At 60.4% G+C, this 24,364-nt stretch carries 25 protein-coding genes and 1 pseudogene; 6 read left to right on the top strand and 20 right to left on the bottom strand.

Annotation, left to right across the window (positions count from 1 at the left end; genetic code table 11):
- Nucleotides 1–33: 33 nt before the first annotated feature.
- The 5 genes from FHX08_RS03830 to FHX08_RS03810 form a co-directional block, all read right to left on the bottom strand.
- Nucleotides 34–2,490 carry a glycosyl hydrolase 2 galactose-binding domain-containing protein gene (locus FHX08_RS03830; protein WP_132653966.1) on the bottom strand — a complete coding sequence of 819 codons (2,457 nt, stop codon included), beginning with the start codon at nt 2,488–2,490 and terminating at the stop codon, nt 34–36.
- A gap of 235 nt (nt 2,491–2,725) precedes the next feature.
- Nucleotides 2,726–3,832: an ABC transporter ATP-binding protein gene (locus FHX08_RS03825; RefSeq protein ID WP_132653965.1), complete on the bottom strand. Its 1,107-nt coding sequence runs from the start codon at nt 3,830–3,832 to the stop codon at nt 2,726–2,728.
- A gap of 4 nt (nt 3,833–3,836) precedes the next feature.
- Nucleotides 3,837–4,781 carry a carbohydrate ABC transporter permease gene (locus tag FHX08_RS03820; RefSeq protein ID WP_132653964.1) on the bottom strand — a complete coding sequence of 315 codons (945 nt, stop codon included), beginning with the start codon at nt 4,779–4,781 and terminating at the stop codon, nt 3,837–3,839.
- Nucleotides 4,774–5,679, bottom strand: a complete 906-nt coding sequence (locus tag FHX08_RS03815; RefSeq protein WP_132653963.1) for a carbohydrate ABC transporter permease — start codon at nt 5,677–5,679, stop codon at nt 4,774–4,776. The genes FHX08_RS03820 and FHX08_RS03815 overlap by 8 nt, the downstream gene beginning before the upstream one ends.
- Before the next feature lie 170 nt (nt 5,680–5,849).
- Entirely contained in the window at nt 5,850–7,085 is a 1,236-nt protein-coding gene (locus tag FHX08_RS03810; RefSeq protein ID WP_132653962.1) for an ABC transporter substrate-binding protein, read from the bottom strand.
- Between the two features lie 455 nt (nt 7,086–7,540).
- Here FHX08_RS03810 and FHX08_RS03805 point away from each other — a divergent pair, with 455 nt between their 5' ends.
- Both FHX08_RS03805 and FHX08_RS03800 read left to right on the top strand, forming a co-directional pair.
- Nucleotides 7,541–8,581: a LacI family transcriptional regulator gene (locus FHX08_RS03805; protein WP_132653961.1), complete on the top strand. Its 1,041-nt coding sequence runs from the start codon at nt 7,541–7,543 to the stop codon at nt 8,579–8,581.
- Between the two features lie 39 nt (nt 8,582–8,620).
- Entirely contained in the window at nt 8,621–9,130 is a 510-nt protein-coding gene (locus tag FHX08_RS03800; protein WP_132653960.1) for a GNAT family N-acetyltransferase, read from the top strand.
- A 175-nt stretch (nt 9,131–9,305) separates the two neighbouring features.
- On the opposite strand, the gene FHX08_RS03795 is transcribed toward FHX08_RS03800, so the two are convergent.
- Nucleotides 9,306–9,704 carry a VOC family protein gene (locus FHX08_RS03795; RefSeq protein ID WP_132653959.1) on the bottom strand — a complete coding sequence of 133 codons (399 nt, stop codon included), beginning with the start codon at nt 9,702–9,704 and terminating at the stop codon, nt 9,306–9,308.
- An 84-nt stretch (nt 9,705–9,788) separates the two neighbouring features.
- Entirely contained in the window at nt 9,789–11,219 is a 1,431-nt protein-coding gene (gene gndA, locus FHX08_RS03790; RefSeq protein WP_132653958.1) for an NADP-dependent phosphogluconate dehydrogenase, read from the bottom strand.
- A 154-nt stretch (nt 11,220–11,373) separates the two neighbouring features.
- On the opposite strand from gndA, the gene FHX08_RS03785 reads away from it, so the two are divergent.
- The 3 genes from FHX08_RS03785 to FHX08_RS03775 are packed head-to-tail and all read left to right on the top strand — an operon-like array spanning nt 11,374 to nt 12,995.
- A complete protein-coding gene (locus FHX08_RS03785) occupies nt 11,374–12,276 on the top strand; it encodes a helix-turn-helix domain-containing protein (RefSeq protein WP_246698279.1) in 903 nt (300 codons plus the stop codon).
- Complete coding sequence (locus FHX08_RS03780; RefSeq protein ID WP_132653957.1) at nt 12,233–12,631, top strand: SRPBCC family protein; 399 nt, start codon at nt 12,233–12,235, stop codon at nt 12,629–12,631. The genes FHX08_RS03785 and FHX08_RS03780 overlap by 44 nt, the downstream gene beginning before the upstream one ends.
- A gap of 1 nt (nt 12,632) precedes the next feature.
- Nucleotides 12,633–12,995 carry a VOC family protein gene (locus FHX08_RS03775; protein WP_132653956.1) on the top strand — a complete coding sequence of 121 codons (363 nt, stop codon included), beginning with the start codon at nt 12,633–12,635 and terminating at the stop codon, nt 12,993–12,995.
- Here FHX08_RS03775 and FHX08_RS03770 read toward each other — a convergent pair.
- From FHX08_RS03770 to FHX08_RS03735, 8 genes are all read right to left on the bottom strand, one after another.
- Nucleotides 12,916–13,707 carry a PAS domain-containing protein gene (locus FHX08_RS03770; RefSeq protein WP_132653955.1) on the bottom strand — a complete coding sequence of 264 codons (792 nt, stop codon included), beginning with the start codon at nt 13,705–13,707 and terminating at the stop codon, nt 12,916–12,918. The two genes, FHX08_RS03775 and FHX08_RS03770, sit on opposite strands and share 80 nt — an antisense overlap.
- A gap of 196 nt (nt 13,708–13,903) precedes the next feature.
- Complete coding sequence (locus FHX08_RS03765) at nt 13,904–14,839, bottom strand: lipid A biosynthesis lauroyl acyltransferase (protein ID WP_132653954.1); 936 nt, start codon at nt 14,837–14,839, stop codon at nt 13,904–13,906.
- A gap of 5 nt (nt 14,840–14,844) precedes the next feature.
- Entirely contained in the window at nt 14,845–15,873 is a 1,029-nt protein-coding gene (locus FHX08_RS03760) for a zinc-binding dehydrogenase (protein ID WP_132653953.1), read from the bottom strand.
- Between the two features lie 56 nt (nt 15,874–15,929).
- Nucleotides 15,930–17,216, bottom strand: a complete 1,287-nt coding sequence (locus tag FHX08_RS03755; protein ID WP_132653952.1) for a beta-ketoacyl-ACP synthase — start codon at nt 17,214–17,216, stop codon at nt 15,930–15,932.
- A 12-nt stretch (nt 17,217–17,228) separates the two neighbouring features.
- On the bottom strand, nt 17,229–18,434 hold the full coding sequence (locus FHX08_RS03750) for a beta-ketoacyl-ACP synthase (RefSeq protein ID WP_132653951.1): 1,206 nt from the start codon (nt 18,432–18,434) through the stop codon (nt 17,229–17,231).
- The gene (locus FHX08_RS03745; protein ID WP_184326872.1) at nt 18,435–18,929 is read right to left on the bottom strand and encodes a 3-hydroxyacyl-ACP dehydratase FabZ family protein; all 495 of its coding nucleotides are present in this window, start codon (nt 18,927–18,929) and stop codon (nt 18,435–18,437) included.
- A gap of 113 nt (nt 18,930–19,042) precedes the next feature.
- Complete coding sequence (locus FHX08_RS03740; RefSeq protein ID WP_007814022.1) at nt 19,043–19,321, bottom strand: acyl carrier protein; 279 nt, start codon at nt 19,319–19,321, stop codon at nt 19,043–19,045.
- 106 nt (nt 19,322–19,427) lie between these two features.
- Nucleotides 19,428–19,598, bottom strand: coding sequence for a hypothetical protein (locus tag FHX08_RS03735; RefSeq protein ID WP_165911894.1), 171 nt, complete (start codon nt 19,596–19,598; stop codon nt 19,428–19,430).
- 115 nt (nt 19,599–19,713) lie between these two features.
- On the opposite strand from FHX08_RS03735, the gene FHX08_RS03730 reads away from it, so the two are divergent.
- Nucleotides 19,714–20,436, top strand: coding sequence for a Crp/Fnr family transcriptional regulator (locus FHX08_RS03730; protein ID WP_132653949.1), 723 nt, complete (start codon nt 19,714–19,716; stop codon nt 20,434–20,436).
- Nucleotides 20,437–20,441: 5 nt separating this feature from the next.
- Here the strand turns inward: FHX08_RS03730 and FHX08_RS03725 are convergent, their stop codons facing one another.
- The 5 genes and pseudogenes from FHX08_RS03725 to FHX08_RS03705 form a co-directional block, all read right to left on the bottom strand.
- The gene (locus tag FHX08_RS03725; protein WP_132653948.1) at nt 20,442–20,870 is read right to left on the bottom strand and encodes a L,D-transpeptidase; all 429 of its coding nucleotides are present in this window, start codon (nt 20,868–20,870) and stop codon (nt 20,442–20,444) included.
- A gap of 134 nt (nt 20,871–21,004) precedes the next feature.
- A pseudogene (locus tag FHX08_RS03720) lies at nt 21,005–22,507 on the bottom strand (winged helix-turn-helix domain-containing tetratricopeptide repeat protein).
- Between the two features lie 81 nt (nt 22,508–22,588).
- Nucleotides 22,589–23,500 (bottom strand): agmatinase, encoded by a 912-nt coding sequence (locus FHX08_RS03715; protein WP_132653946.1) that lies wholly within the window; start codon nt 23,498–23,500, stop codon nt 22,589–22,591.
- A gap of 19 nt (nt 23,501–23,519) precedes the next feature.
- Complete coding sequence (locus FHX08_RS03710) at nt 23,520–24,014, bottom strand: SRPBCC domain-containing protein (protein WP_165911893.1); 495 nt, start codon at nt 24,012–24,014, stop codon at nt 23,520–23,522.
- The gene (locus tag FHX08_RS03705; protein ID WP_132653944.1) at nt 23,977–24,303 is read right to left on the bottom strand and encodes an ArsR/SmtB family transcription factor; all 327 of its coding nucleotides are present in this window, start codon (nt 24,301–24,303) and stop codon (nt 23,977–23,979) included. The genes FHX08_RS03710 and FHX08_RS03705 overlap by 38 nt, the downstream gene beginning before the upstream one ends.
- Nucleotides 24,304–24,364 lie beyond the last annotated feature (61 nt).

The raw sequence follows: 24,364 nt of genomic DNA, 5'->3' as shown, positions 1-24,364 counted from the left end.
CTCCTCGGGCCTCGTGCCCGTTCTCACGTAAGATCAATCTGCCGACTGGCAGGAATGCAGGTCGTAGAAGCGGAATTCCGGCAGCTTATCCCCCTCTAGGGGCTTTGCCGGGGTAAAGGTGATGCGGCGGCTTTCGCCCGCCGCAAGGTCGAAAGCATTGTCGGAATATTTGCCGTCCGTATCGGTCTCGATCATCACGAAGAGCGCCAGTCCCTTAGCGGTGACGGTGAGATCGACTGAGCCGTTCTCCTCGACAAATTCGCGGATCACCGAGAGACCCGCCGGCTCCAGTTCCAGAGCCTTGTAGGTGCCGTTGACATAATGTCCCTCGCCGCCCATGCCGTTGGACGCGGTGAAGTGCCAGGCAAGCAGCGTGCCCTCGGGTATCTCGGACATGTCGAGCGTCGCTGCAGTGCAAGCCGCATCCGGCGCGCACATGGCCTGGACGTTCTTCAGATGCTTGCGCTCGCCCTTCATCGTCAGGATGGAAATTGCGAGATCGACGCTGACATCGGCAAGCGTATCGTTGACCAGCGAGAAGCGGATCGACTTGCCGTCATCGGAGGGGATCGCGGCAACTGCCACCGGCTGGAAGAAGCGCTTGACGAGATAGTGCATCGCCTTCCAGCGACCGCCGTAATCGAGGCTCGACCAGGAGGCGACCGGCCAGGTATCGTTGAGCTGCCAGTAGATCGTGCCCATGCAATGGGGTTTGAGCGATCGCCAATATTCCACGGCCGTCTTGATCGCCAGGCCCTGCTGGATCTGAGAGAGATAGACGAAATTCGGAAAATCCTTGGGGAAGCGGAAGTAGCGGAACATCGTGCCGGCAATGCGCTCATTGCCGCCGGCGTTCTTCTGGTGCAATTCCATGACGGGCGATGCCACGTTCATGTCCTTCGGGTCGGCATAGGTCTTGATGACCGGCAACGACGTATAGGACTGGAAGCCGAATTCCGAGCAGAAGCGCGGACGCACCGAGCGGTAATTGTCGAACGACTTGTTTTCGTGCCAAACCGACCAGTAGTGCATGTCGCCGGAACCATCGGCATGCCAGGCATCGCCGAAATCGAGATAGCCGGAAGCCGGGCTGGACGGCCACCAGATGGCGCCCGGCAGCGCCTTCTTCACCGCCTGTTCGATCGTGCGGTTCAGGCGGTCGTAGGAAACGAGATAGCGATCGCGATCCCTACGGGACTCCTCGAACCATGTCAGCGCGCCGACCAGCTCGTTATCGCCGCACCAGAGCGCGATCGAGGCATGCGAGGACAAGCGGCGAACCTGGTAATCCACCTCGACGGCAACATTCTCCAGGAAGTCGTCGGTCGAGGGATAGAGGTTGCAGGCGAACATGAAGTCCTGCCAGACCATCAGGCCGAGCCGGTCGCAGATATCGTAGAACCAGTCGTGCTCGTAGAACCCGCCGCCCCAGACACGGATCATGTTCATGTTGGCGGCCTTGGCCGACTGCAGCAGATCCTCGGTCTTTTCCTGAGACGATAGCGAGAAGAGCGCATCGGCCGGGATCCAGTTGGCGCCGCGGCAGAAGATTTCGTGTCCGTTGACCTTGAAGGCAAAACGACTGCCGGCAGCGTCCGGCGTGGTGATGAGTTCGATGGTCCTGAGGCCGATCTGCTTCGTCACGCTGTCGGACGGCAGTTCCACGGTCAGCGTGTAGAGCGCCTGCTCGCCGCTGCCCGAAGGCCACCAGAGGCGCGGATTATCGATCTGGAAGACGTGATTGACATTCGTCTCGCCAGTAGCGACGCCGACATCGAGCCGCACGCGCTCGCCATCGAGATCGAAATGCAGCTGGGCGATGCCGGGATCCCTAGCAAAGAGCGTTGCCGTGACCTGTAGCTCTACCGAACCGTCGGCATTATGCGTCTGGCGCGTCAGCACATGCTCGATGCGCGCCGTTTCCAGCTTCTTCACCGCAATCGTGCCGTAAAGGCCGAGCGGCGCAATGGCGATATTCCAGTCCCAACCGAAATGGCACTGCGGCTTGCGCAGCATGTTACCATCAGGGATCGGCGAGTTACCCGTGCTGTAGGGAATGTAGAAAGGCTGCTGCTTCTGCCGCGCAGCACCAACGGCAACGTTCGAGGCAAAGACGATGCGTATCGAATTGTCGCCTGATTTCAGCATGCTCGACACATCGGGCCGGTAGCGACGGAAGCTGTTATCGGCTTCGAGCGCCAGAAAGCCGTTGACGTAGACGCTGGCGACCGTGTCGAGATAGTCGATGTCGAGATACCAGTCACCCTCTGCATCAACAAGCGTAAAGTTCCGCTCGACGATCCATTCGCGATGCGCCACCCATTGGACCACCTGCTCATTGCGCCCGAAATAGGGATCGGGAATGAGATTGGCCCGGTGCAGCGCCGTATGCACGTCGCCCGGAAGCGTGATCGCGCATTTCGCTTCGCCGTCGCCGGAAGAGAGTTGCCAGGAGCCAGATAGGTCAATGGAGGTCGTGGACTGGGTCATTGCTTGATCTCGATCTTGGACGAGGGACGGCGCCCTCCTGATGATTGAGCCGGAACAGAGGATGTCCCCGCCGGTGCCGGAGCAAGTCCCGCACCCTGCCCCTCCCCGTGAGCCGGCATAGGCCGGTGGGGAGAGGATGGTCTTTTCATTCTGCGTTGCCGCCAGGCCGGGCAGTGTCGGCGGACTCAGGCGAAGATGCCACCACCCTCGCCTTCACTAGGCTCTGGTCAAGGTCTCAGATGCGGTTTTCCGTCGTCGCGTCGAAAAGTGACGCAAGCGACATGTCGAAATTGAGCTTCACCTTGGCGCCGACATTGAAGCGTCGCGCACCGTTGACGCGCACCGACATCGTGTGGCCGGCGTGCTTCAGCCAGAGCAGATTATCCGCGCCCATGGGTTCCTCGATATCGACGGTGGCATCATGTTCTTCACCACCCGTATTCTCGTTGACCTTGATGTGCTCGGGGCGAACGCCGAGCACCACCTTGCGGCCGGGCTGCAGCGTTTCACCGGCGTCGTAGCCGGCGAGCGAGAAATTGACGCCGTTGGCCGTAAAGGCCATCCCGCCGCCCATGCTGACCAATTCGCCGCGCAGGAAGTTCATCGACGGCGAGCCGATGAAGCCGGCGACGAACAGATTGCGCGGCCTGTTGTAGATCGTCGTCGGATCGTCGAGCTGCTGAATGATGCCGCTCTTCATGATGGCGATACGGTCAGCAAGCGTCAGTGCCTCGATCTGGTCGTGCGTGACATAGATCATGGTGTTCTTCAGCGACTGGTGCAGACGCTTGATTTCGACGCGCAATTCCGAGCGCAGCTTGGCGTCGAGGTTCGACAGCGGCTCGTCGAAGAGGAAGACGTCGACATCGCGCACGAGGGCACGGCCGATCGCCACACGCTGGCGCTGACCGCCGGAAAGCTCGGCCGGCTTGCGCTTCAGAAGCGGCTGGATCTGCAGGATCTCGGAGGCACGCGCCACCCGCTTGTCGATCTCGGCCTGCGGCACCTTGGCGACGCGAAGCCCGAAGGAGAGGTTCTTTTCGACGGTCATCTGAGGATAGAGCGCGTAGGACTGGAAGACCATGCCGATGCCGCGGTCCTTCGGCTCCTCCCAGGTGACGTTCTTGCCCTTGATGAAGATCTGGCCTTCAGAAGCATCGAGCAGGCCGGCGATGCAGTTGAGCAAGGTCGACTTGCCACAGCCGGAGGAGCCGAGCAACACCAGGAATTCGCCGTCGTTGATGTCGAGGTTGAGATCCTTCAGCACGCTGACCGATCCGAAATTCAGCGATAGATCCTTGATGGAGACGCTCGAATTGGAGACAGTTGAATTCATGTTCATGTGATCACCCCTTCACTGCGCCGGCGGCGATACCGCGAACGAAAAGCCGCCCGGAGACGAAATAGACGATCAGCGGCACCAGGCCGGTAAGGATCGTTGCTGCCATGTTGACGTTGTATTCCTTCACACCCTGGACGGAATTGACGATGTTGTTGAGCTGCACGGTCATTGGGTAGGTATCCGGCCGGGTGAAGACCACGCCGAACAGGAAGTCATTCCAGATGCCGGTCACCTGCAGGATCATCGCCACGACGAAGATCGGCAGAGACATAGGCAGCATGATCTTCAGGAAGATCTGCCAGAAGCCCGCCCCGTCGACGCGCGCCGCCTTGAACAGTTCCTCCGGCAGCGAGACGAAATAGTTGCGGAAGAGCAGCGTCAGGATCGGCATGCCGAAGATCGAATGGACGATGACGAGGCCGGTCAGCGTGCCGTAGATGCCGATCTCGCGCAGGATGATGACGATCGGATAGATCATCACCTGATACGGAATGAACGCGCCGATGATGAGGATAGAGAAGAAAAACTCGGATCCCTTGAAGCGCCAGTTTGCAAGCGCATAGCCGTTCACCGAGGCGATGGCGATCGAGATGATCACCGACGGCACGGTAATGCGCACCGAATTCCAGAACCCACGCGACAGGCCGTCGCAATTGAGCCCGGTGCAGGCTTCAGCCCAGGCTTTCACCCAAGGTTCGAAAGTGATCTCCATCGGCGGCGAGAAAATGTTGCCGAGGCGGATCTCCGGCATGCCCTTCAGCGATGTCACGACCATCACGTAGAGCGGCAGCAGGTAATAGAGCGCCGCGACGATCAACGTTCCGTAGAGCATGATATTGCGTGCCGACAGCGTCGGGCGCGGCTTCGGCCCGCTCGGGCCATCGCCGAGCCTTGACGAGACCGCATCGATGCCGGCGGCGGTAGTGTTGAGAGTTCCTATATTAGCCACGCTTGCGCCCTCCTCCGAATTCCAGGTAGGCCCAGGGAACGACAATGATCGCGACCGTAACGAGCATCATTGTCGATGCGGCGAAGCCCTGACCCAGATTCTGCGCCTGGAACATGTAGTCGTAGACGTATTTTGCTGGCACTTCCGACGAGATACCGGGGCCGCCCGATGTCTGCGCCACGACGAGGTCGTAAACCTTGACGATCCCGGAAGCGATGATGACGATCGTCGTGATGAAGACCGGCCGCATCATCGGAATGACGACGAGCAGATACGTCTTCCACATCGGGATTCCATCGACGCGCGCTGCTTTCCAGATATCCTCGTCGATGCCGCGCAGGCCGGCAAGCATCAGGCACATCACGAGCCCGGTTCCCTGCCACAGCGCCGCGATCAGAATGCCGTAGATGACGATTTCGGGCGTATAGAGCGGATTGAAGGTAAAGCTCGTCCAGCCGAGCGAGCGCACCACCGACTGAATGCCGAATTCCGGGTTCAGAACCCACTGCCAGACAAGGCCAGTCACGATGAAGGACAGCGCGAAAGGGTAAAGGAAGATAGTGCGGAAAGTGTTTTCGAAACGGATCTTCTGATCCATCAGCGCAGCGAGCACGAAACCGATGACCAGGCTGAAGATCAGGGAGAGAATGCCGTAAACGGCGAGGTTCTCGATCGCCGTCACCCAGCGGGGCGCTGCCCAGAGACGATGATACTGGTCGAGACCGACGAAGCTCAACCGTGGAAGCAGCTTGGAATTGGTGAAGGAATAAACGACCGTCCACAACGTGCCGCCGACAAAAATCACCAGCGCTGTCAGGATCATCGGTATGGATGCAATCTTGGCATTCAGATTGCGCAGTAACTTGATTGGCCGGCCTGCTTGCGCTTGACCCGTCATGAACACTTCTCCTCAAATCGCAACTGCGACCCGCGGCAGAACGGCATGAGGCCGTCTGCCATCCCTGCCCCGGATTTACCGGGACGCCGCAGAGACGCCGCCATCCGCCCATTCATCGGGAAGGATCCGGCTCTTGCGGAGCCGGATCGCAAAGGCAGCGAATCTATCGATCAGTCAGCCGAAGCGATGATCTCGGCGAAACGCTTCTGCGCAGCTTCCGGCGTCATCGACGGATTAGCGAAGAATTCGGAGAAGAGATCCTCCTTCTGCTTCTGGCTGTCGGCCGAGAGCAGCTGATCGGTGCCCTCGATGACGTTGCCCTTCGCCAGGATATCGAGACCCTTCTTCATGCAGTCGTTGGCGGCAGCAAGATCGACGTCGCCGCGAACCGGCAGAGAGCCTTTTTTCAGGTTGAAGGCAACCTGGGTCTTGGGATCGAGCAGGGTCTTGGCGAGCACGGCCTGAGCCTTGGACTTCTCCGCGTCCTTCAGGAGCGGGAAATAGAAGGCATCGCCGCCGGTCGAGATGATCTCGTTCACACCGAGGCCGGGCAGGCAGGTATAGTCAGTGCCAGCCTTTTGCCCGGCAAGCGCGAATTCGCCTTGCGCCCAGTCACCCATGATCTGGCCGCCGGCCTTGCCCGTGATGACGAGGTTGGTCGCCTGGTTCCAATCCTGAACGTTGCTGCCCTTGGACATGCGGCGGGCATCGTCGGCAGCCTTGAAGACCTTGGCGATCTCGGGACCGGCGGCAGCTTCCGCATCCTTGTCCTTGAAGACCTTGTTGAAGGTATCTTTGCCCGCAATGGCAACCATCAGCACGTCAAAGGCACCAGCGGCCTGCCAGGGCTGACCGCCCACTGCGAGAGGAATGATGCCTGCCTTTTCGAGAGCCGGAGCAGCGGCGACGAACTCGTCCCAGTTTTTCGGAACTTCAACGCCAGCCTTCTTGAAGGCCGCATTCGAAAGCCACAGCCACTGCCAGGAGTGGATGTTCACCGGCGCGCAATAGATCTTGCCATCGATGGTGCAGGAATCGAGCAGGCTCGACGGACGAACAATGTCCTTCCAGTGCTCTGCGGTCGCCACGTCGGTCAGGTCGCGCATCAGGCCAGCCTGGACGAGTTCCTCGGCCTGGCGGCCATGGTTGAACTGGGTGGCGCCCATTGGATCGCCGCCGGTGATGCGGCTGATCATGATCGGGCGGGCGGTGCCCCCGGAACCGGCGATAGCGCCATCGACCCAGTGGTTGCCGGTGGCGTCGAATGCCTTTGCCAGCTCGGCGACTGCAGCGGATTCACCGCCCGAGGTCCACCAGTGTGTGACTTCGAGATCGGTAGAGTTGGCGGCGCCGAACGGAAGCGCGACGGAAGCGGCAAGCACGGCCGCCATCATACGAATTTTCATGAGTTCTCCTCCCTCACTGAAACGTTGCCGGAAAAACTTAGAGCAATCGATTTATCCGCGCAACCGCCCGCTCGCAAAATTTTCTTCGAAAGGCGGCATTGCAGCCTTTGCGGGTAATCATCTGTTCCATCTTTGCTCAATAAGAGAAGTACAAGCAAGCGGTTTTGCAACTGCCATTTTTATCTATATGCCTGTTTTCGCGGATTAATTTTCAATCAATCCGACAATTTCAATCTTCGTAAATTTCGCAATTGCAAAAAATCGTCAGCCGGATTGACGATTCAACCGCAGAGGGTTGCTAAGCAATCCCGGCCAGAAAAAAGGCTCGACATTTATCCTGTATCGTTACAGATTGGCTCGCTTAGGGAGGAGAGCTTTTTCGGCGCCGGCGTACTTACAGCGCACCAAAAAGCTTCTATAAGGCGAAGCAAATCGCGCGAGGCAGGCCTAGAGGGATGGAAAACAACGGAAATTTCGGGGGAGCGGCGTCCGGTTCCATTCAACGCGAGCGCCCGACATTGAAGACGATTGCCTTCATGACCGGCCTTGGCGTGACGACAGTGTCGCGGGCACTGAAAGATGCACCGGATATTGGCGCTGAAACGAAGGAACGGGTGCGCATGGTCGCCCGTCAGCTCGGCTATCAGCCGAACAGGGCCGGCGTACGCCTCAGAACCGGCAAGACCAACGTCATTGCGCTGGTCCTCAGCATCGACGAGGAGATCATGGGCTTTTCCAGCCAGATGGTCTTCGGCATTTCGGAAGTTCTGACCGGCACGCCCTACCATATCGTCGTCACCCCGCATTCACACAGCAAGGATCCCATGCTGCCGGTGCGCTATATCCTGGAAACGGGTTCGGCCGACGGCGTTATCATCTCGCGCGTCGAGCCCGACGATCCGCGCGTGCGCCTGCTTGCCGAGAGCGGCATGCCGTTCACCACCCACGGCCGCACCGATGGCGGGCTCTCGCACCCCTATCACGACTTCGACAACGAGGCTTACGCCCATCAGGCAGTGGAAAAGCTCGTCAACCGCGGCCGTAAGCGTGTCGCTCTGCTCCAGCCGCCAAGCAAACTCACCTACTACACCCATACCCGCATCGGCTTTCAGACTGGCTTGCATGACTACGGCGCGGAAGAAGTGCCGCTGCGCGTCAACATCGATGCTCCGCTTGCCGAAATCCGTGACGCCGTAGAGCAGCTGATGCGCTCGCCGGGTGCGCCTGACGGTATCGTCTCGTCCGCTGGCAGCGCCACCATCGCCGTCAACGCCGGCATCGAGGCCGCCGGCAAGCGCCTCGGCCATGACGTCGATCTCGTCTCCAAACAATCCGCCCCGATTCTCAACTGGATTCGCCCGGAAATCATCGCCGCCTACGAAGACGTGCGCCACGCCGGCCGCGAGATGGCAAAACAGGTGATCGCGCGGATCGATGGGGTGGATGCGGAGCTGCTACAGAGTATCAGCAAACCGGAATGGCCTGCGGGGCGGTAAGCATCCGAACTGCCGTTTGGCGTTCAAGCGCGAGAACACATGCGGGAAATCGAAATACCGACGGCACGCACGATCCTCCGCTCCTTCAGGCCGGAGGATGCCAGCGAAGTCTTTGCCTGCATCTCCCCCGAGATCACCCGCTTCACCGCCTGGAAGGCGCCAACGAGCGAGGAAGCCTTTGCCGAAGTCTGGCAAAACTGGCTGCCTGCAATGGAAGATGGATCGGAACTCACGCTCGTCCCCCGCAGCCGTGATGATCGCCGGTGCCTTGGCATTCTCGGCGTGCACGCCATCAACTCCGAGACCCCAGAGCTTGGAATCTGGCTGCGCCGCGATGTGCATGGCAAGCGGTTCGGCCATGAGCTGATCGGTGCCGTGGCGAGATGGGTGAGCAAGACGCAGCCGGTCCGATATTTCGAATATCCGGTTGCCGAGGAAAACGTTGCCAGCAGGCGGATTGCCGAGGCTTACGGCGGCGAGGTCAAAGAACGCCGCCAGAAGCCTAAATATGGTTGCGTCGTCTATCACATTCCGCCGATCTTGCCGTGAACGGGTGTTCTCGGGGCGAGGCGCTTGAGTGCGTGCACCCCTAACCCCTCCCCGCCCGGTAGAGAGGGGACTTTCCGCACGAGATCTTTGAGATTGCGGAGACACTCGCTGCATACGCTTTCTCGCCAGCGAGGAGAAGGTGCCCGAGGGGCCTGTTCTCCAGAGTCAACTTTACTCAGATCGCCTGATTGAATGCCGCCTCGATCCGATACCCATCCGGATCGATGACGAAAGCTGCAAAATAGTTCGGTCCATAATGCTGCCTCAGCCCCGGCGCACCATTGTCGACACCGTCATGCGCAAGCGCCGCCGCATGAAATCCAATCACCGACTGCCGGTCAGGCGCCGCAAAGGCAAGGTGAAAACCTGCACCCGGTGCTGCCTGGCCCGCCTCGACCAACTTGATCGCCAGCTTGTCTCCGCCACCCGGCGGTCCATAACCAACAGCCTGTCCGGTCTCGCCCGGCCGCAGATCCTCCCAGACTCTGATATAGCCGAGCGCGCCAAGCGCAGCATCGTAAAACCGTGCCGCCCGCTCGATATCGGTCACCCCGAAGGAAGCGTGGTGAAGCATGTCGAAAACCTCCCGTTCGCCATTAGCCTTATAACAAAAAGCCCGACACTATGGCCGGGCTCTTCATCTCCATTATCGCAAACCTCAGAAGGTCGATGCACCGCTGCCCCACGGGCCGTGGTGGAAGTCCTTGCCGTCGAGGCGGTCGAAGCCATGGGCGCCGAAGAAGTCGCGCTGCGCCTGAATCAGGTTGGCAGTGCCGCGGGCCTGGCGGTAGGCGTCGAAATAGGTGAGCGCCGAGGTCAGCGCCGGAACCGGCAGGCCGGCGGTAAGCGCTGCAGTCACGACGCGGCGAAGCGCCGGGATCGATTCCTTGACCATAGAAGAGAAGGCCGGCGTGACGATGAGGTTTGCCGCATCGGGCGCATCGGTGAACGCCTTGGTGATCTCGTCGAGGAACTGCGAGCGGATGATGCAGCCGGCACGCCAGATGCGGGCGATCGTCGGCATCGGCAGCGACCAGTTGAACTCCTTGGAGGCTTCGGCCATGACAGCAAAGCCCTGCGCATAGGCGCCGATCTTGCCGGCAAAGAGCGCCAGTTCCAGATCCTTGTTGAAGTCAGGGCCATAGGCGACGGGAAAAGCCGCACCAAGATCGCCGAAGATCTTCTGGGCGGCTTCGCGCTGTTCCTTCATCGACGACAGGCTGCGGGCGGCAACCGCGGCTTCGATGCCGGTTGCCGGAATGCCCATGTTCTGCGCTTCGATCGCCGACCACTTGCCGGTGCCCTTCTGGCCGGCCTTGTCGAGGATCATGTCGACCATCGGCGTTTTGGAGATCGGATCGGTGGCGGCCAGAACCTTCTCTGAGATTTCGATCAGGTAGGAGTTCAGGCGGCCCTTGTTCCATTCGCCGAAGATGCCGGAGATTTCCGAAGCGCTCTTGCCGAGGCCATCGCGCAGGATGCCGTAAATTTCGGCGATCATCTGCATGTCGGCATATTCGATGCCATTATGGATCGTCTTGACGAAGTGCCCAGCGCCGTCATTGCCGAGCCAGGCGACGCAGGGATCGCCATTGTACTTGGCGGCGATCGAGGTCAGAACCTTCTCGACGCGCTTCCAGGACTCTTCCGTGCCGCCGACCATGATCGACGGACCGTGGCGGGCACCTTCCTCACCGCCGGAAACACCCATGCCGATGAAGGTCAGGCCCGTATCCTTGAGGCGGTCGAAGCGGGCAACCGTATCGCGGAAGTTGGCATTGCCGGCATCGATCATGATGTCGTTCTTTTCCAGATGCGGGCGCAGCGCCTCCATCTGCTGGTCAACCGGATCGCCGGCCTTGATCATGATGATGATCGGACGCGGCGGGCGGATCGCCTCGACGAACTCCTCGATCGTCTTGCAGGGAATGATCTGTTTCTTCAGATCGCCGGCGCTTTCGTAGAATTCATCCGTTTTTTCAGGAGTGCGGTTGAAAACCGCGATCTTGTTGCCTTTTTCCGCAATATTGAGCGCCAGGTTGGAACCCATGACGGCAAGGCCGATCAGTCCGATTTCTGCCTTTTCCACGACAAACCTCCGATGAGTGAAATGGTGCGATGTTGTGGCACTCTCTCGGCCAAACGGCAAGGTCGCCAATGGCGATTCGGGTCGAAAAAGGCAGTCGGAACAGGCTTTTCGAATGGCCTTCACAGCACCATATGATGCAGTTTGGGAGGCCGGAATGACGGTCAGCACTGCCATGCAAAGCGATATCAGGCCGCTCTTGGCAAAGACAGCCGGGCGCTACCGCGAATACGCGCCTTCGTCCGCCCTTGCTCCGCATTTTCGCTGTCTCTGGTCACACGAGCTGCTGACAGCAGGCCCGCTCGCCATCGTCCCGGACGGCTATTGCGATCTGCTCCTCGTCGATGGCAGGATATATGTTGCCGGACCGGATCGCACGGCTGCCTTTCCCCCGATTGCGCCGGGCATGCATGTTCTTGGTGCCCGTTTTGCGCCGGGTGCCGGTGCCAACTGGCTGACGGTCCCGCTCTCCGAAATCACCGGCCTCTCCATTCCCTTGCGTGATCTCGCGCCTGAAAAGGCCGTCTTTCTCGAATCGCGCCTGTCCGACTGTGTGGATGGAGCCGCAGCGCGTTCGCTCTTCGCCAGCCTGCTGACCGAGCTGGCACGAGATGAAAGAGAAGCCGAGCCCGAAGCTCGCCTGATCTTTGCCGCTGCCGATAGCGGAGCGGGCCGCATACGGGATCTGCAGCAGAGGCTCGATATCGGCGAGCGGCAATTGCGCCGTCGCGCCCACCATCATTTCGGCTATGGCATCAAGACGCTGGAGCGCGTGCGCCGCCTGCAGCGTTTCATGGCGCTCTGCCGGGCTGACAAGAGCCTGCCGCTCGCCGTCCTCGCCCTCGAAGCCGGCTTTTCCGATCAGGCGCACATGACTCGTGAGATCGCCGACCTGACGACGTTGACGCCCGCCGCCATGCATAATCAACTGATTGGCAACTGTCCGGCCGCTGACCGTTTCGTTCAAGACGCAAGGAACGGGCCTGCTAGTCTGGCACAGAATAAGGGACAGACCGATGACCACAATGCCCGCCCGTATCGTTCACATCTCGATCGATAGAGACTGGCGCGATGTCTATGACTTCGCCGGCAGACCGGAAAACATGCCGCTCTGGGCATCCGGCCTTGCGACCGGCCTCAAACCTGACGGTGAGGACTGGATTGCCGAAGGGCCTCTCGGCACGATCCGTGTGAGTTTCGTACCGGCAAACGAGTTCGGCATTATCGACCATACCGTGATGATCGAATCCGGCCTGCGCGTCTATAACGCACTGCGTATCGTGCCGAATGGCGATGGCTGCGAGGTGATGTTCACGCTGCTTCGCCTACCCGGCATGACCGACGATCAATTCGCCGCCGATGCCGCCCATGTGCAGAAGGACCTGGCGACGCTGAAATCGATGATGGAGAAATAAGATGGCCAGCAACGACGCTGAAAATGACCGCCGTATCGACTATGTCGAGTTTAACGTTAGCGATATCGCCGCAACCAAGGCCTTTTATGGCGCTGCCTTCGGCTGGCGCTTCACCGATTATGGCGAGGAATACTGCGAGTTCGACGATGGCAGGCTGAAAGGCGGCTTCACCACCCTCGGCCCGGTGCGCACATCGGGCGGCCCGCTCGTCATCCTCTACGCGGAGAAGCTGGAAGACGTTCTTGCGGGCGTCGAAAAAGCCGGCGGCACGATCGCCAAGCCGATCACGCCCTTCCCCGGCGGCCGCCGCTTCCATTTCCTGGACAAGGACGGCTACGAGCTCGCCGTCTGGAGCAAGGATTAGAACCTCCCCGGTCAGGCGTCAGCCGCTGCCGGGCCGCCGAAATCTGGATGGTGATGAGCGCTCCCAGCACCTTGTTCGATGCGTCGTTGAGCGGCACCATACGGCAGCGGTTACGCCGCTCATTGTGCTCGTAGACGTAATCGATCGCCGCTCCGCCAAAACAGGCATCGAGCTTTTCCTTCACCCCGTCGGCAAAGCGCTTTTCGCCGATGAATTCGACGATATGGCGGCCGATGAGCTGCATGGCATTCTTGCCGAGATGGGCGCAATTGGCGGGATTGGAATAGAGATAACGATAATCCTTCGTCAGCACCGCCACGCGATCCGGCAGCGTCTGCAGGATCGCCGCATTGAGGAACTGACCGTTATCGGTGTCGGGAATATAGGCGGGCGGCTGCCTGAGCTTCATGTCCGGCAACGGCACGCGCCAGTCCGGTGCATGGGCGCCGAAATAACGATCGAGCAGGTAGGAGAGCACAGCGGCATATTGCGCCACGAAAGCCCCGTCATCGGCATCCTGGCCGATGAGGTAGCTTACAAATTGAAGCTGCATATATACTTCAACGAGGCTGGACGCCCTGCATGCGAGAATCGCCTCGACCAACGGCTGGATATCGCCGTCGAGCGCCGCCACGCGCTCATCATCCCCTAGCCTTATCGCTTCCTCAATCTGCGCACAGCGCAAGGAAAAGGCCCTGAACAGCTCAAGCAAGATACCCCCATATCCATTTCCTGAGAAACGTTCCGAAACCGGTCGAGGCCTATGCTTAACAAGATTACGCCTTACGGTTGACGCTTTGCGCGCCCTAGTAGAGACGCGTAACATGGACTGCTAATCGTTTCAACCAAAGCAGACCTGTCGCTTTTCACCGATCATAAATCGGGAGCAAAATCTTGCAGGCACAATCTTATAGGCTGACGGAACGCTTGATATCCCAACGGTCGTGATACCACAGCCATTGAGCCGGGTATTCGCGCACCCAGCTTTCCACCTTGTCATTCATCATCTGCGCCGTGGCGGTAAGGTCCAGATTGCCCTTCGCGTCGCGCGGCATCTCCATCTTCGGCTCGATCTCCAGCCGATAACGATTGCCGGGCAAACGGATGCAGCGGGCCGGATAGACCTCGCAATTGAATTGCCGCACCAACTTTGGCAGCAGCGGGTTGGTTTTGGTGTCGAGCCCGAAGAACGTCGTCTTCAATCCGCGGCCAAACTTCTGGTCGACGAGCACGCCGACGCCCTGCCCTACCTCGAGCTGCCGCGCCAGCGCAAAGGAAGAACCCGCATGCGAGGGTACCAGCTTGCCCATACGGCCGCTGCGGAAATCGAAGACCTTCTGGGCCACGTAAGGATTGTTCGGCGGCCGGAAGAGCACAGTCACGCTGAGACCGAAGGCATTGCCCGCAACCGGCAGCAGCTCGAAATTGCCGGTATGGCCGGTAAAGACGATGAAGGGGCGCGGATTGTCGCGCAGCTCCAGGAAGATCGGAATGCCGGACACTTCCACCCTGCCCGGCTCGGAGCTTTCAGGATCGAAATCGAAGAGCTGGTCGAGGAAGACATATTCGGCCGCAAGCCGGCCCATATTGCCCCAACTCTCCAGCGCAATCTCTTCCAGCTCGGCATCGCTCTTTTCCGGGAAAGCCCGGCGCAGATTATAGAGCATCAGCTTGTGGCGCTTCAGCCGCTTGCCAATCTGGCGCGTCATCCAGTCGGCGAAGCGCATAGCGCCATCGGCCGGAAACAGCTTCAGGAAGTTCAGGAAGCCGAACATCAGCTGCGCCACCAGCCATTGCTGGAAATGGCGCAGCGCCAGAACGATCCTGGTAATGAAAAGCTTCACGCCGATCAGTCCATCTTCAGGATGATCTTGCCGAAGATTTGCCGGCCTTCCATGCGCTCCAGCGCGCGGTCGATATCGTCGAAGCCGACTTCCGTATCGATGACGGGATGAACGAGGCCACGGCCCATCTTCTGCATGGCGTCAGCCATGTTCTCCATGCGGCAGCCGAAGGAGCCGAGCAGCTTCAACTGCTGTTGGAAAAGCATCATCAGGTTCATCTCGGTAGAGACACCAGAGGTCGAACCGCAGGTGACGAGACGCCCGCCCCGCTTCATGCAGAGCATCGAGCCTGCCCAGGTATCCTTGCCCACGTGTTCGAAGACGACGTCGACGCCCTTCTTCTTGGTGAGCTTGCGCACCACGCCCTCGAAGCGGTCGGTGCGGTAATTGATGACGTGATCGGCGCCGAGCGCCTTCGCCTTTTCGATCTTGTCGTCGGAGCCGACGGTGGTGATCACGGTGCAGCCGATCTTCTTGGCAAGCTGGATCGCTGCCGTGCCAATGCCGGAGCCGCCGGCATGCACGAGAATGGTTTCACCGGGCTCGAGCTTGGCGTTGTCGAAGAGCATATGTTCGACCGTGCCGAAGGTGACCGGCGCAAGTGCTGCACCGATCGCATCGACGCCGGGAGGAGCCGGGACGAGCAGCCGCGCCGGCAGGTTCACCTTCTCCTGCGCAAAGCCATCCAGATGGAAGCCGTGTACGCCGGAGACATGTTCGCAGAGATTGTCGCGGCCTTCGCGGCACGGACGGCAGAGGCCGCAGGTGCGCGCGCCATAGATCGACACGAGCTGCCCGGGCAGAACGTTCGCCACGCCGGGACCAATCGCTTCGACCACGCCGGAGGCTTCGGCACCGATGACGAGCGGCATCTTGCGCTTGGCGAAAGCCATGCCGCGCCAGCCCCAGACATCGATATGGTTCAGCGCAACCGCCTTGACGCGCAGCGTCACTTCGCCGGCGGCAGGCGCCTCCGGTTCCGGCAGGTCGGTGATCTCAAGCTTGCGGTCATCGATCAGTTGCAAAGCGCGCATGGCAAAACCTCTCGCCTTGAAGGCGTTCTTTTTGTCTCAGTGTTGTCGGGAACCGCTTATGCCGGTTCGAGCGCCATGACAAGGCTGGCGTTCTGTCCGCCGAAGCCGAAAGAGTTGGAAAGCACGGCCGAAACCTGGGTTTCCCGTTTCTTGTTCGGCACGACATCGAGAACGATCGACGGGTCGGGATTGTTGTAGTTGATCGTCGGCGGCAGCGTGCCGGTCAGCATCGTCTGCAGCGAAAAGACGGCCTCGACGGCTCCTGCCGCCGTCAGCGTATGGCCGATCATCGACTTGTTCGAGGAGACTGGGATGCCGACCAGCTTCTCACCGAAAACGGCAGACATGGAACCATATTCCATCTTATCGTTCTCGGGCGTCGAGGTGCCGTGCGCATTGATATAGCCGATATCGTCCTCGCTCATGCCGGCATCGGCAAGCGCCGCGCGGATCGTCGCAATCGCTGGACCGCCGTCGGGCGAAGAACGCGTGCGGTGGAAGCTATCGGCCTTGTCGCCTGCCCCCTTCATGATGCCGAGCACCTTGGCGCCGCGGGCAATTGCCGATTCCAGCGATTCCAGCACCAGCGTCGCCGCGCCCTCGGCGATGACGAAGCCGTCGCGATCCTTGCTGAAAGGCTTGGAGGCCTTGGTCGGCGGATCGTTCTGCGTGGAGAGAGCAGACAGCAGCGAAAAGCGGATCAGCGCTTCCGCGCTCAGCGAACCATCGGTCGCAACCGTCAGCGCCCGGTCGGTGCGGCCCTGGCGGATCGCCTCGATGCCGAGCTGAATCGCCGTCACACCCGATGCGCAGGCCGTCGACAGTGTGACCGGCAGGCCACGCGTGCCGAAACGGTCGGACAGACGCTCGGAGATCGCGCCGAAAAGTGCTGCCTCATGGAAAGCGGGATCGGGACGCTGGCGCATGGCAGCCAGGAACCGCTCATAGGCATCGCCCGGATGGTCGGCGGCCGGCGAACGGTCGGCAAGTTCGAAACGAGCGCTCCATTCCGGCTCGATCGGCGGTGCGGCCAGGAACAGCGGGCCGTTGAAATCGCCGGAAATTCCGGCATCGGCGAGCGCTTCGATCGTTGTTTCGCGGGCAAAGGCATAGGACCGCTCGACGGCGTTCGGCGCGGGAATGTCGATGAAATCGACCGTGCCGGCGATGCGCGTCGAAAGCCCCTCGGTCGGGAAGCGGCTGATCTCATGGATGCCGGACGTGCCGGACGAAAGAGCTGCCCAATTGTCCTTCAAGCCCTGACCGAGCGAAGTAATGATGCCCATGCCGGTGACCGCAACGATTGGCCGGCCGAGATGATCCCTGTAAGCGGACGCTGTCATTTCAGTCACTCCTCACGCTTCTGCGGAAAGAACGGCGACGCCTTCGCCGCGCTGATGGCCAACGGTCGTGACGACGGCGGCCTTCGCGCCGGCCGTCATCGGTGCCTCACTCGCGGCATCGAAGGGCGGAACCTTGGCCGCGACATCAACGGCAAGGGCTGCCAGCGCGAGACCAAGCGTGAACTGCGCCTCGATCGTGTGGCCGGAAACGCCGCCGAAGCCGCGGATCGCAGCTCCCGGAAGCTGATGCTCCAGCACCGCCTTTTCACGGGCCGCAATCTCATGCATGCCGGTCGAGCCGGAGAAGATCGCCGTGGTTTCAGCCGCAAGGTCGGCGGCAGGCTTCAGAAGCCGCTCCATGCGCTTTTCGAAATTCCCAGCGCCGCGATTGCCGCGATCGCCCTCGACAGCGTCGATTGTCGCATAGATATGCGCGCCGCGCTCTTCAGCATGCTTGCGCGATTCCAGCACCAGAAAGGCGCCGGCCGAACCGGTGATCATGCCGCCGCCTTCGAGGCCGGAGCGCGACCAGAGTGGCGCCCAGTCGCCGCGCGTATGGGCGCCGATTGCTTCCGTCAGCAGGATCATGTCCGGACGCTCGGCAGCAAAGGCACCTCCGACAAGCGCATGGGTGGATTCACCGGACTTGATGCGCCAGAAAGCCGTCTCGACGGCGGAAACGCCGGAGGCTTCTTCACCCATGAAGGTGCGCGAGGAGCCGGTGACCTTGTGAACGATGGAAATATTGCCTGCGAGCAGGTTGGACAGCTGCGCTAGGAACAGCGTCGGACGCAGTTCCGTCGTCAGTTTCTCATTCAGCAGCAGTTCGCGGTCATTGCGCTTCAGGCCCTCGTCGACGATCAGCGTATCGACATTGATGTCGCGCTCGCCGCCGCCGGCCGCCACGATCATGTCCATCGTGCCGCAGGCTTCCAGATCGTCCTTGAAGCCGGCATCGTCGAGCGCCAGACCGGCTGCGAAAACGCCGATGCGCTGCCAGTTTTCCATCTGGCGCTGGTCGCCACGCTTGGCGATCTGCTGCGACCAGTCGATCTCAGGCAGCGGATGAACAGGATAGGGCTTGAATTTCTCGGTTTCGACGACAGGCTTCGGCGCGGCATCGGCTGTCAGTAGCGCGATATGCGCATCCTTGCCGACACCCTGACAGGTCACGATGCCGATGCCGGTGATGACGACGTCATTGGCGGCCTTGCTCATCTATTCACTCCCCTGGGCCTTGGCCCCCTGCTGAGCGATGGCGGCCATGAGGCCCACCTCTTCAGCACGTTTCCTAACGATATCGCCGAGCGGAATCTCACTGAAAGGCATGGTGCGCAGCTTGAGCTGCGCATCGCAAACCTTCTTGCCGCCGCTGGTAATCTTTGCCTTGGTGACGGCAAAACCGGAGCCGTCGTGTTCGAGAAAAGCCTCGATGTCGAGCACCGCTTCCGGCTCGACGAAGGTGCGCATCTTGGCGCCATCGACCGACATCAGGAAGGGCATGGATGTAAAATCGGTCGCCGCCAGCACCAGCATGCCGGAGGCCTGCGCCATGGTTTCGATAAGAAGCACGCCGGGAACGAGCGGCATGCCTGGAAAATGCCCCTCGAAAACGGGGCTCTTGGCCGGCACGACCGAGCGCGCAACCAGCGTGCGCTTCTCGAGGTCCACCGCCTCGACGCGGTCAATCATCTGGAAATATTCCAGCAGCATCAGTCTTCTCCGGCGCGACGCGCAAAAGCCCGTCGGAAGGCCTACTTAGGAACAAAATCGCCCGGCCGCCATATCAACGGCGGCAGGGCGTGAAAAAAACCGATGATGTTGCTTCAAGCCTTTGCGGCGCGCAGCTCGTCGATCTTGGCACAGAGGTTCTTCAGCACGAAATACTCTTCGGTGGAAACCTTGCCCTCGTTGACTTCCTGCGTCCACTTCTCGAGCGGAATCTTGATGCCGAATTCCTTGTCGATGGCAAAAACGATATCGAGGAAGTCGAGGCTGTCGATACCGAGGTCGTCGATCGTATGGCTTTCCGGCGTGATCGTTGCGCGGTCGATCTCGCTGGTTTCAGCAATGATGTCGGCAACTTTATCGAATGTAGCGGTCACTCGCTCTACCTCTTGGAAATGAAGATTCTCCCCCTCATAGGCAAATCCATTTCAAAAGCCAATGCTTTCGTCCCGCTTGCAAGCCAAATTGGCGCGAAAGTGTTGCCTAAACAGCAATGGAATGACGCCCTTTGGCCCGCACCAGATAGGCATCGAAGCGCGAAGCGACCACCCGGCTAAAGGCTTTTGCGGCCTCCTCGATGGCGCCGAGACCGCCCTGATCCAGACTGCAACGTTGCGCGCCTCTGATATCGGAAGCCAGTTTGATCTGGATCAAACTGGCTTCCGTCGAAATTGATAAACATCAAGATGCAACGCAAGAAATCGGGATAGATGACGACAGGGCCGCGGCGTAACACGCAGGCAGGCCATATGGGATAGAGGCATCGAACATGGATATCGCGCGCAGTGAAGATCCTGACATTACAATTCCGGCGACCTGCCGCATTTGCGAGGCGCGTCATGGCGTCGTCTGCAGCGCGCTGACGTCGGCACAGCTGCGCGAGCTCTGCAGGCATTCGATGCGCCGAAAGCTCGACGCCGGCAGCGAGATCCTTGCCCAAGGCGAAGATGTCTCCTCCTATTCCAACATCGTGAACGGGGTGGTGAAGCTCTGCAAGGTGATGCCGGACGGGCGCCAGCAGATCGTCGGCCTTCAATTTGCCCCCGATTTCATCGGCCGTCCCTTCGTCCATGAGAGCACACTGTCTGCCGAAGCCGCCACGCCGACCGAAATCTGCGTCTTCCCTCGCCGGCTGCTTGACCGGATGATAGCGGATACGCCCGACCTGCAGCATAACCTGCATGCTCAGGCGCTGAAGGAGCTGGATGCTGCCCGGGAATGGATGCTGACGCTCGGCCGCCGCACGGCCCAGGAAAAGGTCGCAAGCCTTCTTTTTCTCATCGCCACGAATGCAGAGCCGGAAACGACCTACGGCACCGCCTTCGACCTGCCACTCTCACGCGCCGAAATCGCCGATTTCCTGGGGCTGACGATCGAGACCGTCAGCCGCCAGATGACGAAGCTGCGCAAGCTTGGCATCATCCGCATTGAGCATAACCGTCATATCGTCGTGCCCGACATGGATGACCTGGAGCGCCTGATTACCATGTGATTTGATCACTGCGTGATCACAACGCGGGTATTGGCAAGGCCGTTTTCCTGCGTCAGCGAGAAGAATTGCGCCGCATTATTGGGATCGAGACGAACACAGCCATGCGAAGCCGGCGTGCCGAGCCGCTTGCGGTCGAAGGTGCCGTGCACGGCATAACCGCCGTTGAAGAAGACGGCGAAGGGCATCGGCGCATTGTCGTATTTCCTGGAGCGGTGATCGCGCGACAGCCACTTCGCACCCCACGAACCGGTCGGCGTGTAGTAACCCTTGCGCGCCGTCGAGACCTTCCAGCGATATTTCACCCAGCCGTCCTCGGTAACGGTCATCGTCTGCTTGCTGAGGCTGATATTGGCGACCAGCGTTGCCGCCTCGGCAGCAACGGGAGAAAACTGCAATAATAATACTGCGGTCGCAGCCGCTAAAAACGTCTTCATGATCGTCCCTTTGTCGAATCTTTAAAAGGCTTGTTTTCGCCAACGAGAAGAGACTACGGCAATACTTCCTATTTTGTTTTAAGACGAATGGTAATCACATTTTTAAAGATGAGGGCGAACTGCGGCACGAAATGTCACTCCGGAAAACCGGCCTTGCGGTATCCGTCGACGAAATGCGCAAGGGTTGCAGCGTCGCGGAATGGTTCCATCTCAGCCCAATGGCTGATCGAAAATTGCGGATTGGCAACGAGGAACAGATCCGCCTCCACGCGCGCCTCGTCAAACCGGCCGAGCTGCGCAAGGCCGGCTGCCAGGAACCGGCGTGAACTCGTACGATAGGTCTCCTCTCGACGCAGCGTCTCCACAACGGCTTCGTAGTCGCGGGCGGCATATTGCGCCTGTCCGAGCGTCAGGTAATACCAGCTGGCCGGAAACGGGTTCAGCCGGAAGGCCTTGCCGATATGTGCAAGGCCCTCATCGATCCGCCCGGCGAGCACCGCGATGTCCGACATGGCCGCCCAGGTATCGGCCTCGTTTGGATCGAGTTCGATGGCTTTTTCAAATTCCGCATCGGCCTCGGCAAAATGGCGCTCATAGGCAAGCAGGTAAGCCAGAACCCAGCGGCAGCCGGCATCGTTGGGATCAAGCGCGACAGCCTTTCGCGCCAATTCCAGCGCTGTCCCGCGATCGGCCTGCGATGGCCCGCCGGAATGCACCCAGCCCATCCACTGGTTCAGCGCAAGCCAGCGATGGGCCTCGGCATAATCGGGATCGAGCGTAATCGCCCGCGTCAACATCAGCTGCGTTTCCCGCGCGGTCTGCGGCGCATCGTCCATCAGCGTGCGTGCCCGTACGCAGAGATCATAAGCTTCGAGGTTCTTGGGTCGATTGCGGGGCGGCAGCGGACGCAGCCGCCCTAGCAGTGCCTCGACGATCCTGCCGGTCACCTCGTCCTGGACGGCAAATATATCGTCCAGGCTGCGATCATAACGCTCTGCCCAGAGATGCTCGCCCGTGCGCGCGTCGACCAGCCGGGCATTGATACGCACACGTCCGGCCGCGCGCCTTGCGCTGCCGTCGAGCAGGTAGCGCACGCCAAGCTCCTCAGCGATATCACGCACATCCATCGCCTTCCCCTTATAGGCAAAGGCCGAATTGCGGGCGATGACGAACAGGCCCGATATGCGCGAGAGATCGGTGATCAGATCCTCGGTTAGCCCGTCCGCAAAGAAGTTCTGCTCGGGATCGCTGCCAATGAAGGGCAGCACCGCAATCGACGGCTTGTCGGGCAGCGGCAGGGATTTTCGCTTTGCTTCGGCAAGCTGCCTGATCGTCCCGGTGAAGCGATAACCGATGCGCGGAACCGTGGAAATCCATTCCCCACCATTCTCGGCAGGCCCCAGAAGCTTGCGCAGCTGAGCGATCTGGACGGTGAGGTTGCCTTCTTCGACAGCCATGCCCGGCTAGGCCGCGTCCATCAACTCGGCCTTGCCGAGGATTTCGCCGGGCCGCCCGACGAGCGCGGCAAGCAGCTTTATCCCGCGATGACCGACGCCAACGGGATCATCATCCCGAAGCAGCGTTCCCGCTTTCGGATCAAGCACAAACGGACCAAAGGCGAAGCGCGCTCCCTGCATGGCGCGCATCCTAGAGATTTTCAGATGCGGTTGAAACCTTGCGGCGGCGAAGTGGTAAATGCCTCAAGAGAACACCTGGTCTCAGTCCTGCCGGACGATGGCGCCGATCGCATTGACGAGCAGGCGGGATGCCGTCAGCGCCGACAGGCCGTCAATGTCGGCCTGAGGATAGAGCTCCACGAGGTCGAAGCCGGCAATGCGCGCCCGCCTGCCAAGGCCGGCGATCAGGTCGATCACCTGCGTGTAGGTGAGCCCGCCCGGTGTGCGCGCTGCCACCCCCGGCATGATGGAGGGATCGAGGCCGTCGCAATCGAGAGTGACGACCACGCGCGCGCCCTCAGGAATATGCAGCAAGGCGGCTTCGACGCCGGCGGCGCGGATTTCGCGGGCGGTAACGAGATGGCTGCCATAGCGCAGCGCGGCTTCGATCTCGCTCAGGCGCGCGCTGCCGACGCCGCGCATACCAACCTGCACGATGCCGGCGACATGCGGCATCTCGCTGACCCGCCGCATCGGATTCGAATAGCCGTAGCGCTCCCCGTGGAGTTCGTCGCGCCAGTCGATATGGGCATCGATCTGCAGGACCCAGACCGGCCCATGATCCGCAAAGCCGGCAAGAAAGGGAATGGGCACGGAATCATCGCCGCCGAGCAGGATCGGTACAGACGACAAGGCCAGCACCTCACGCGTCTTCGCCTCGATCCGCGCCCGGTTGCCTTCATTGTCATGCATGGTGGTCTCGATCTCGCCCGCATCGACGCAGGAGACCGGCCCGCCGGCAAAGACCGGACCACCGAGATCGAAATCCCAATGCTCGATCAGATCGGCATCCTCCCGGCTCGCGGCGCGAATGGCATTTGCGGCGAGCGCATAGCCGCTGCTGTCCTTGCCGGGATAGGTGCTGCCGTGAGCTGCCGAGAAGATCACCGCTTGCGGCGTGCGGCCGTCGGCGAGGCGATCGGGAAGGCCGAGAAAGGAAAGCGAGCCGGTCATATCCTGTTGTCCTGATGAATCACGCCGTTAGTTTGGTATCCGTCGCCAGAAAGTCCTCCAGCGCCTTGAGCAATGCCGTCCATCCGTGCTTGCGGCCTTCGGCACCGTCACTTGGAGGAATGACACACATTTGTTCGGTATAGGTCAGTCGGGTACCGCCGCCATGATCCGCAAAGACGACGGTGGCGAGCGAAACCGAGTGAATTCTTCCATTCAGCGCCATTGAATAGGCAAAGACGATCCGTTCACGGTCCTTGATCTCGAAATACCGGGTTTCGTTCGTGTGCGTGCCCATATCGGAGACGTGCGTGAGATGCTCAGCCCCGCCTGGCCAGAACTCCAGTTTGGTCATGCCTTGGCCGAGCCACGCTTTCTTCTTTTCCATCAACGCCCAGGCAGACCAGACATGGTCGCGACAATTCGGCAGGATGCGTTCGATCACGATCGTTTCGTGAACTTGCTTTGGATTTGTCATCTCATTGCTCCTGATTAAGAAACGTTGCCAGGCGATCAAGGCTGCCTTCCAGGGCCCGGCGGTGCTCGTGCACCCATGACTCGACCCAACCCAGTGCATCCGGCGCGAGGCTGACGGTTCGAACCCTGCCCGATTTGACGGATGTGACAAGCTCGGCCTCCTCGAGAATCCGCAGGTGCTTGAGAAACGAAGGACGCGCCAGATCAAAGGGTTCGGACAACTCCGAAACCGACGCGGGCCCTTTCACGAGCCTTTCGACGACCGCGAGACGCGTCGGGTCTGAGAGAGCGCCAAAGATGCGCGGCAGGCTTGGTTCATACGTAGCCATATGGCTACCTGACCACAGAAGCACCCCGCCGTCAAGATAGGTAGCCAAATGGATACCTTTC

The organism is Rhizobium sp. BK529, from assembly GCF_014194105.1.
Taxonomy (GTDB): Bacteria; Pseudomonadota; Alphaproteobacteria; order Rhizobiales; family Rhizobiaceae; genus Rhizobium.
This window is presented reverse-complemented; position numbering and strand designations above follow the sequence as displayed.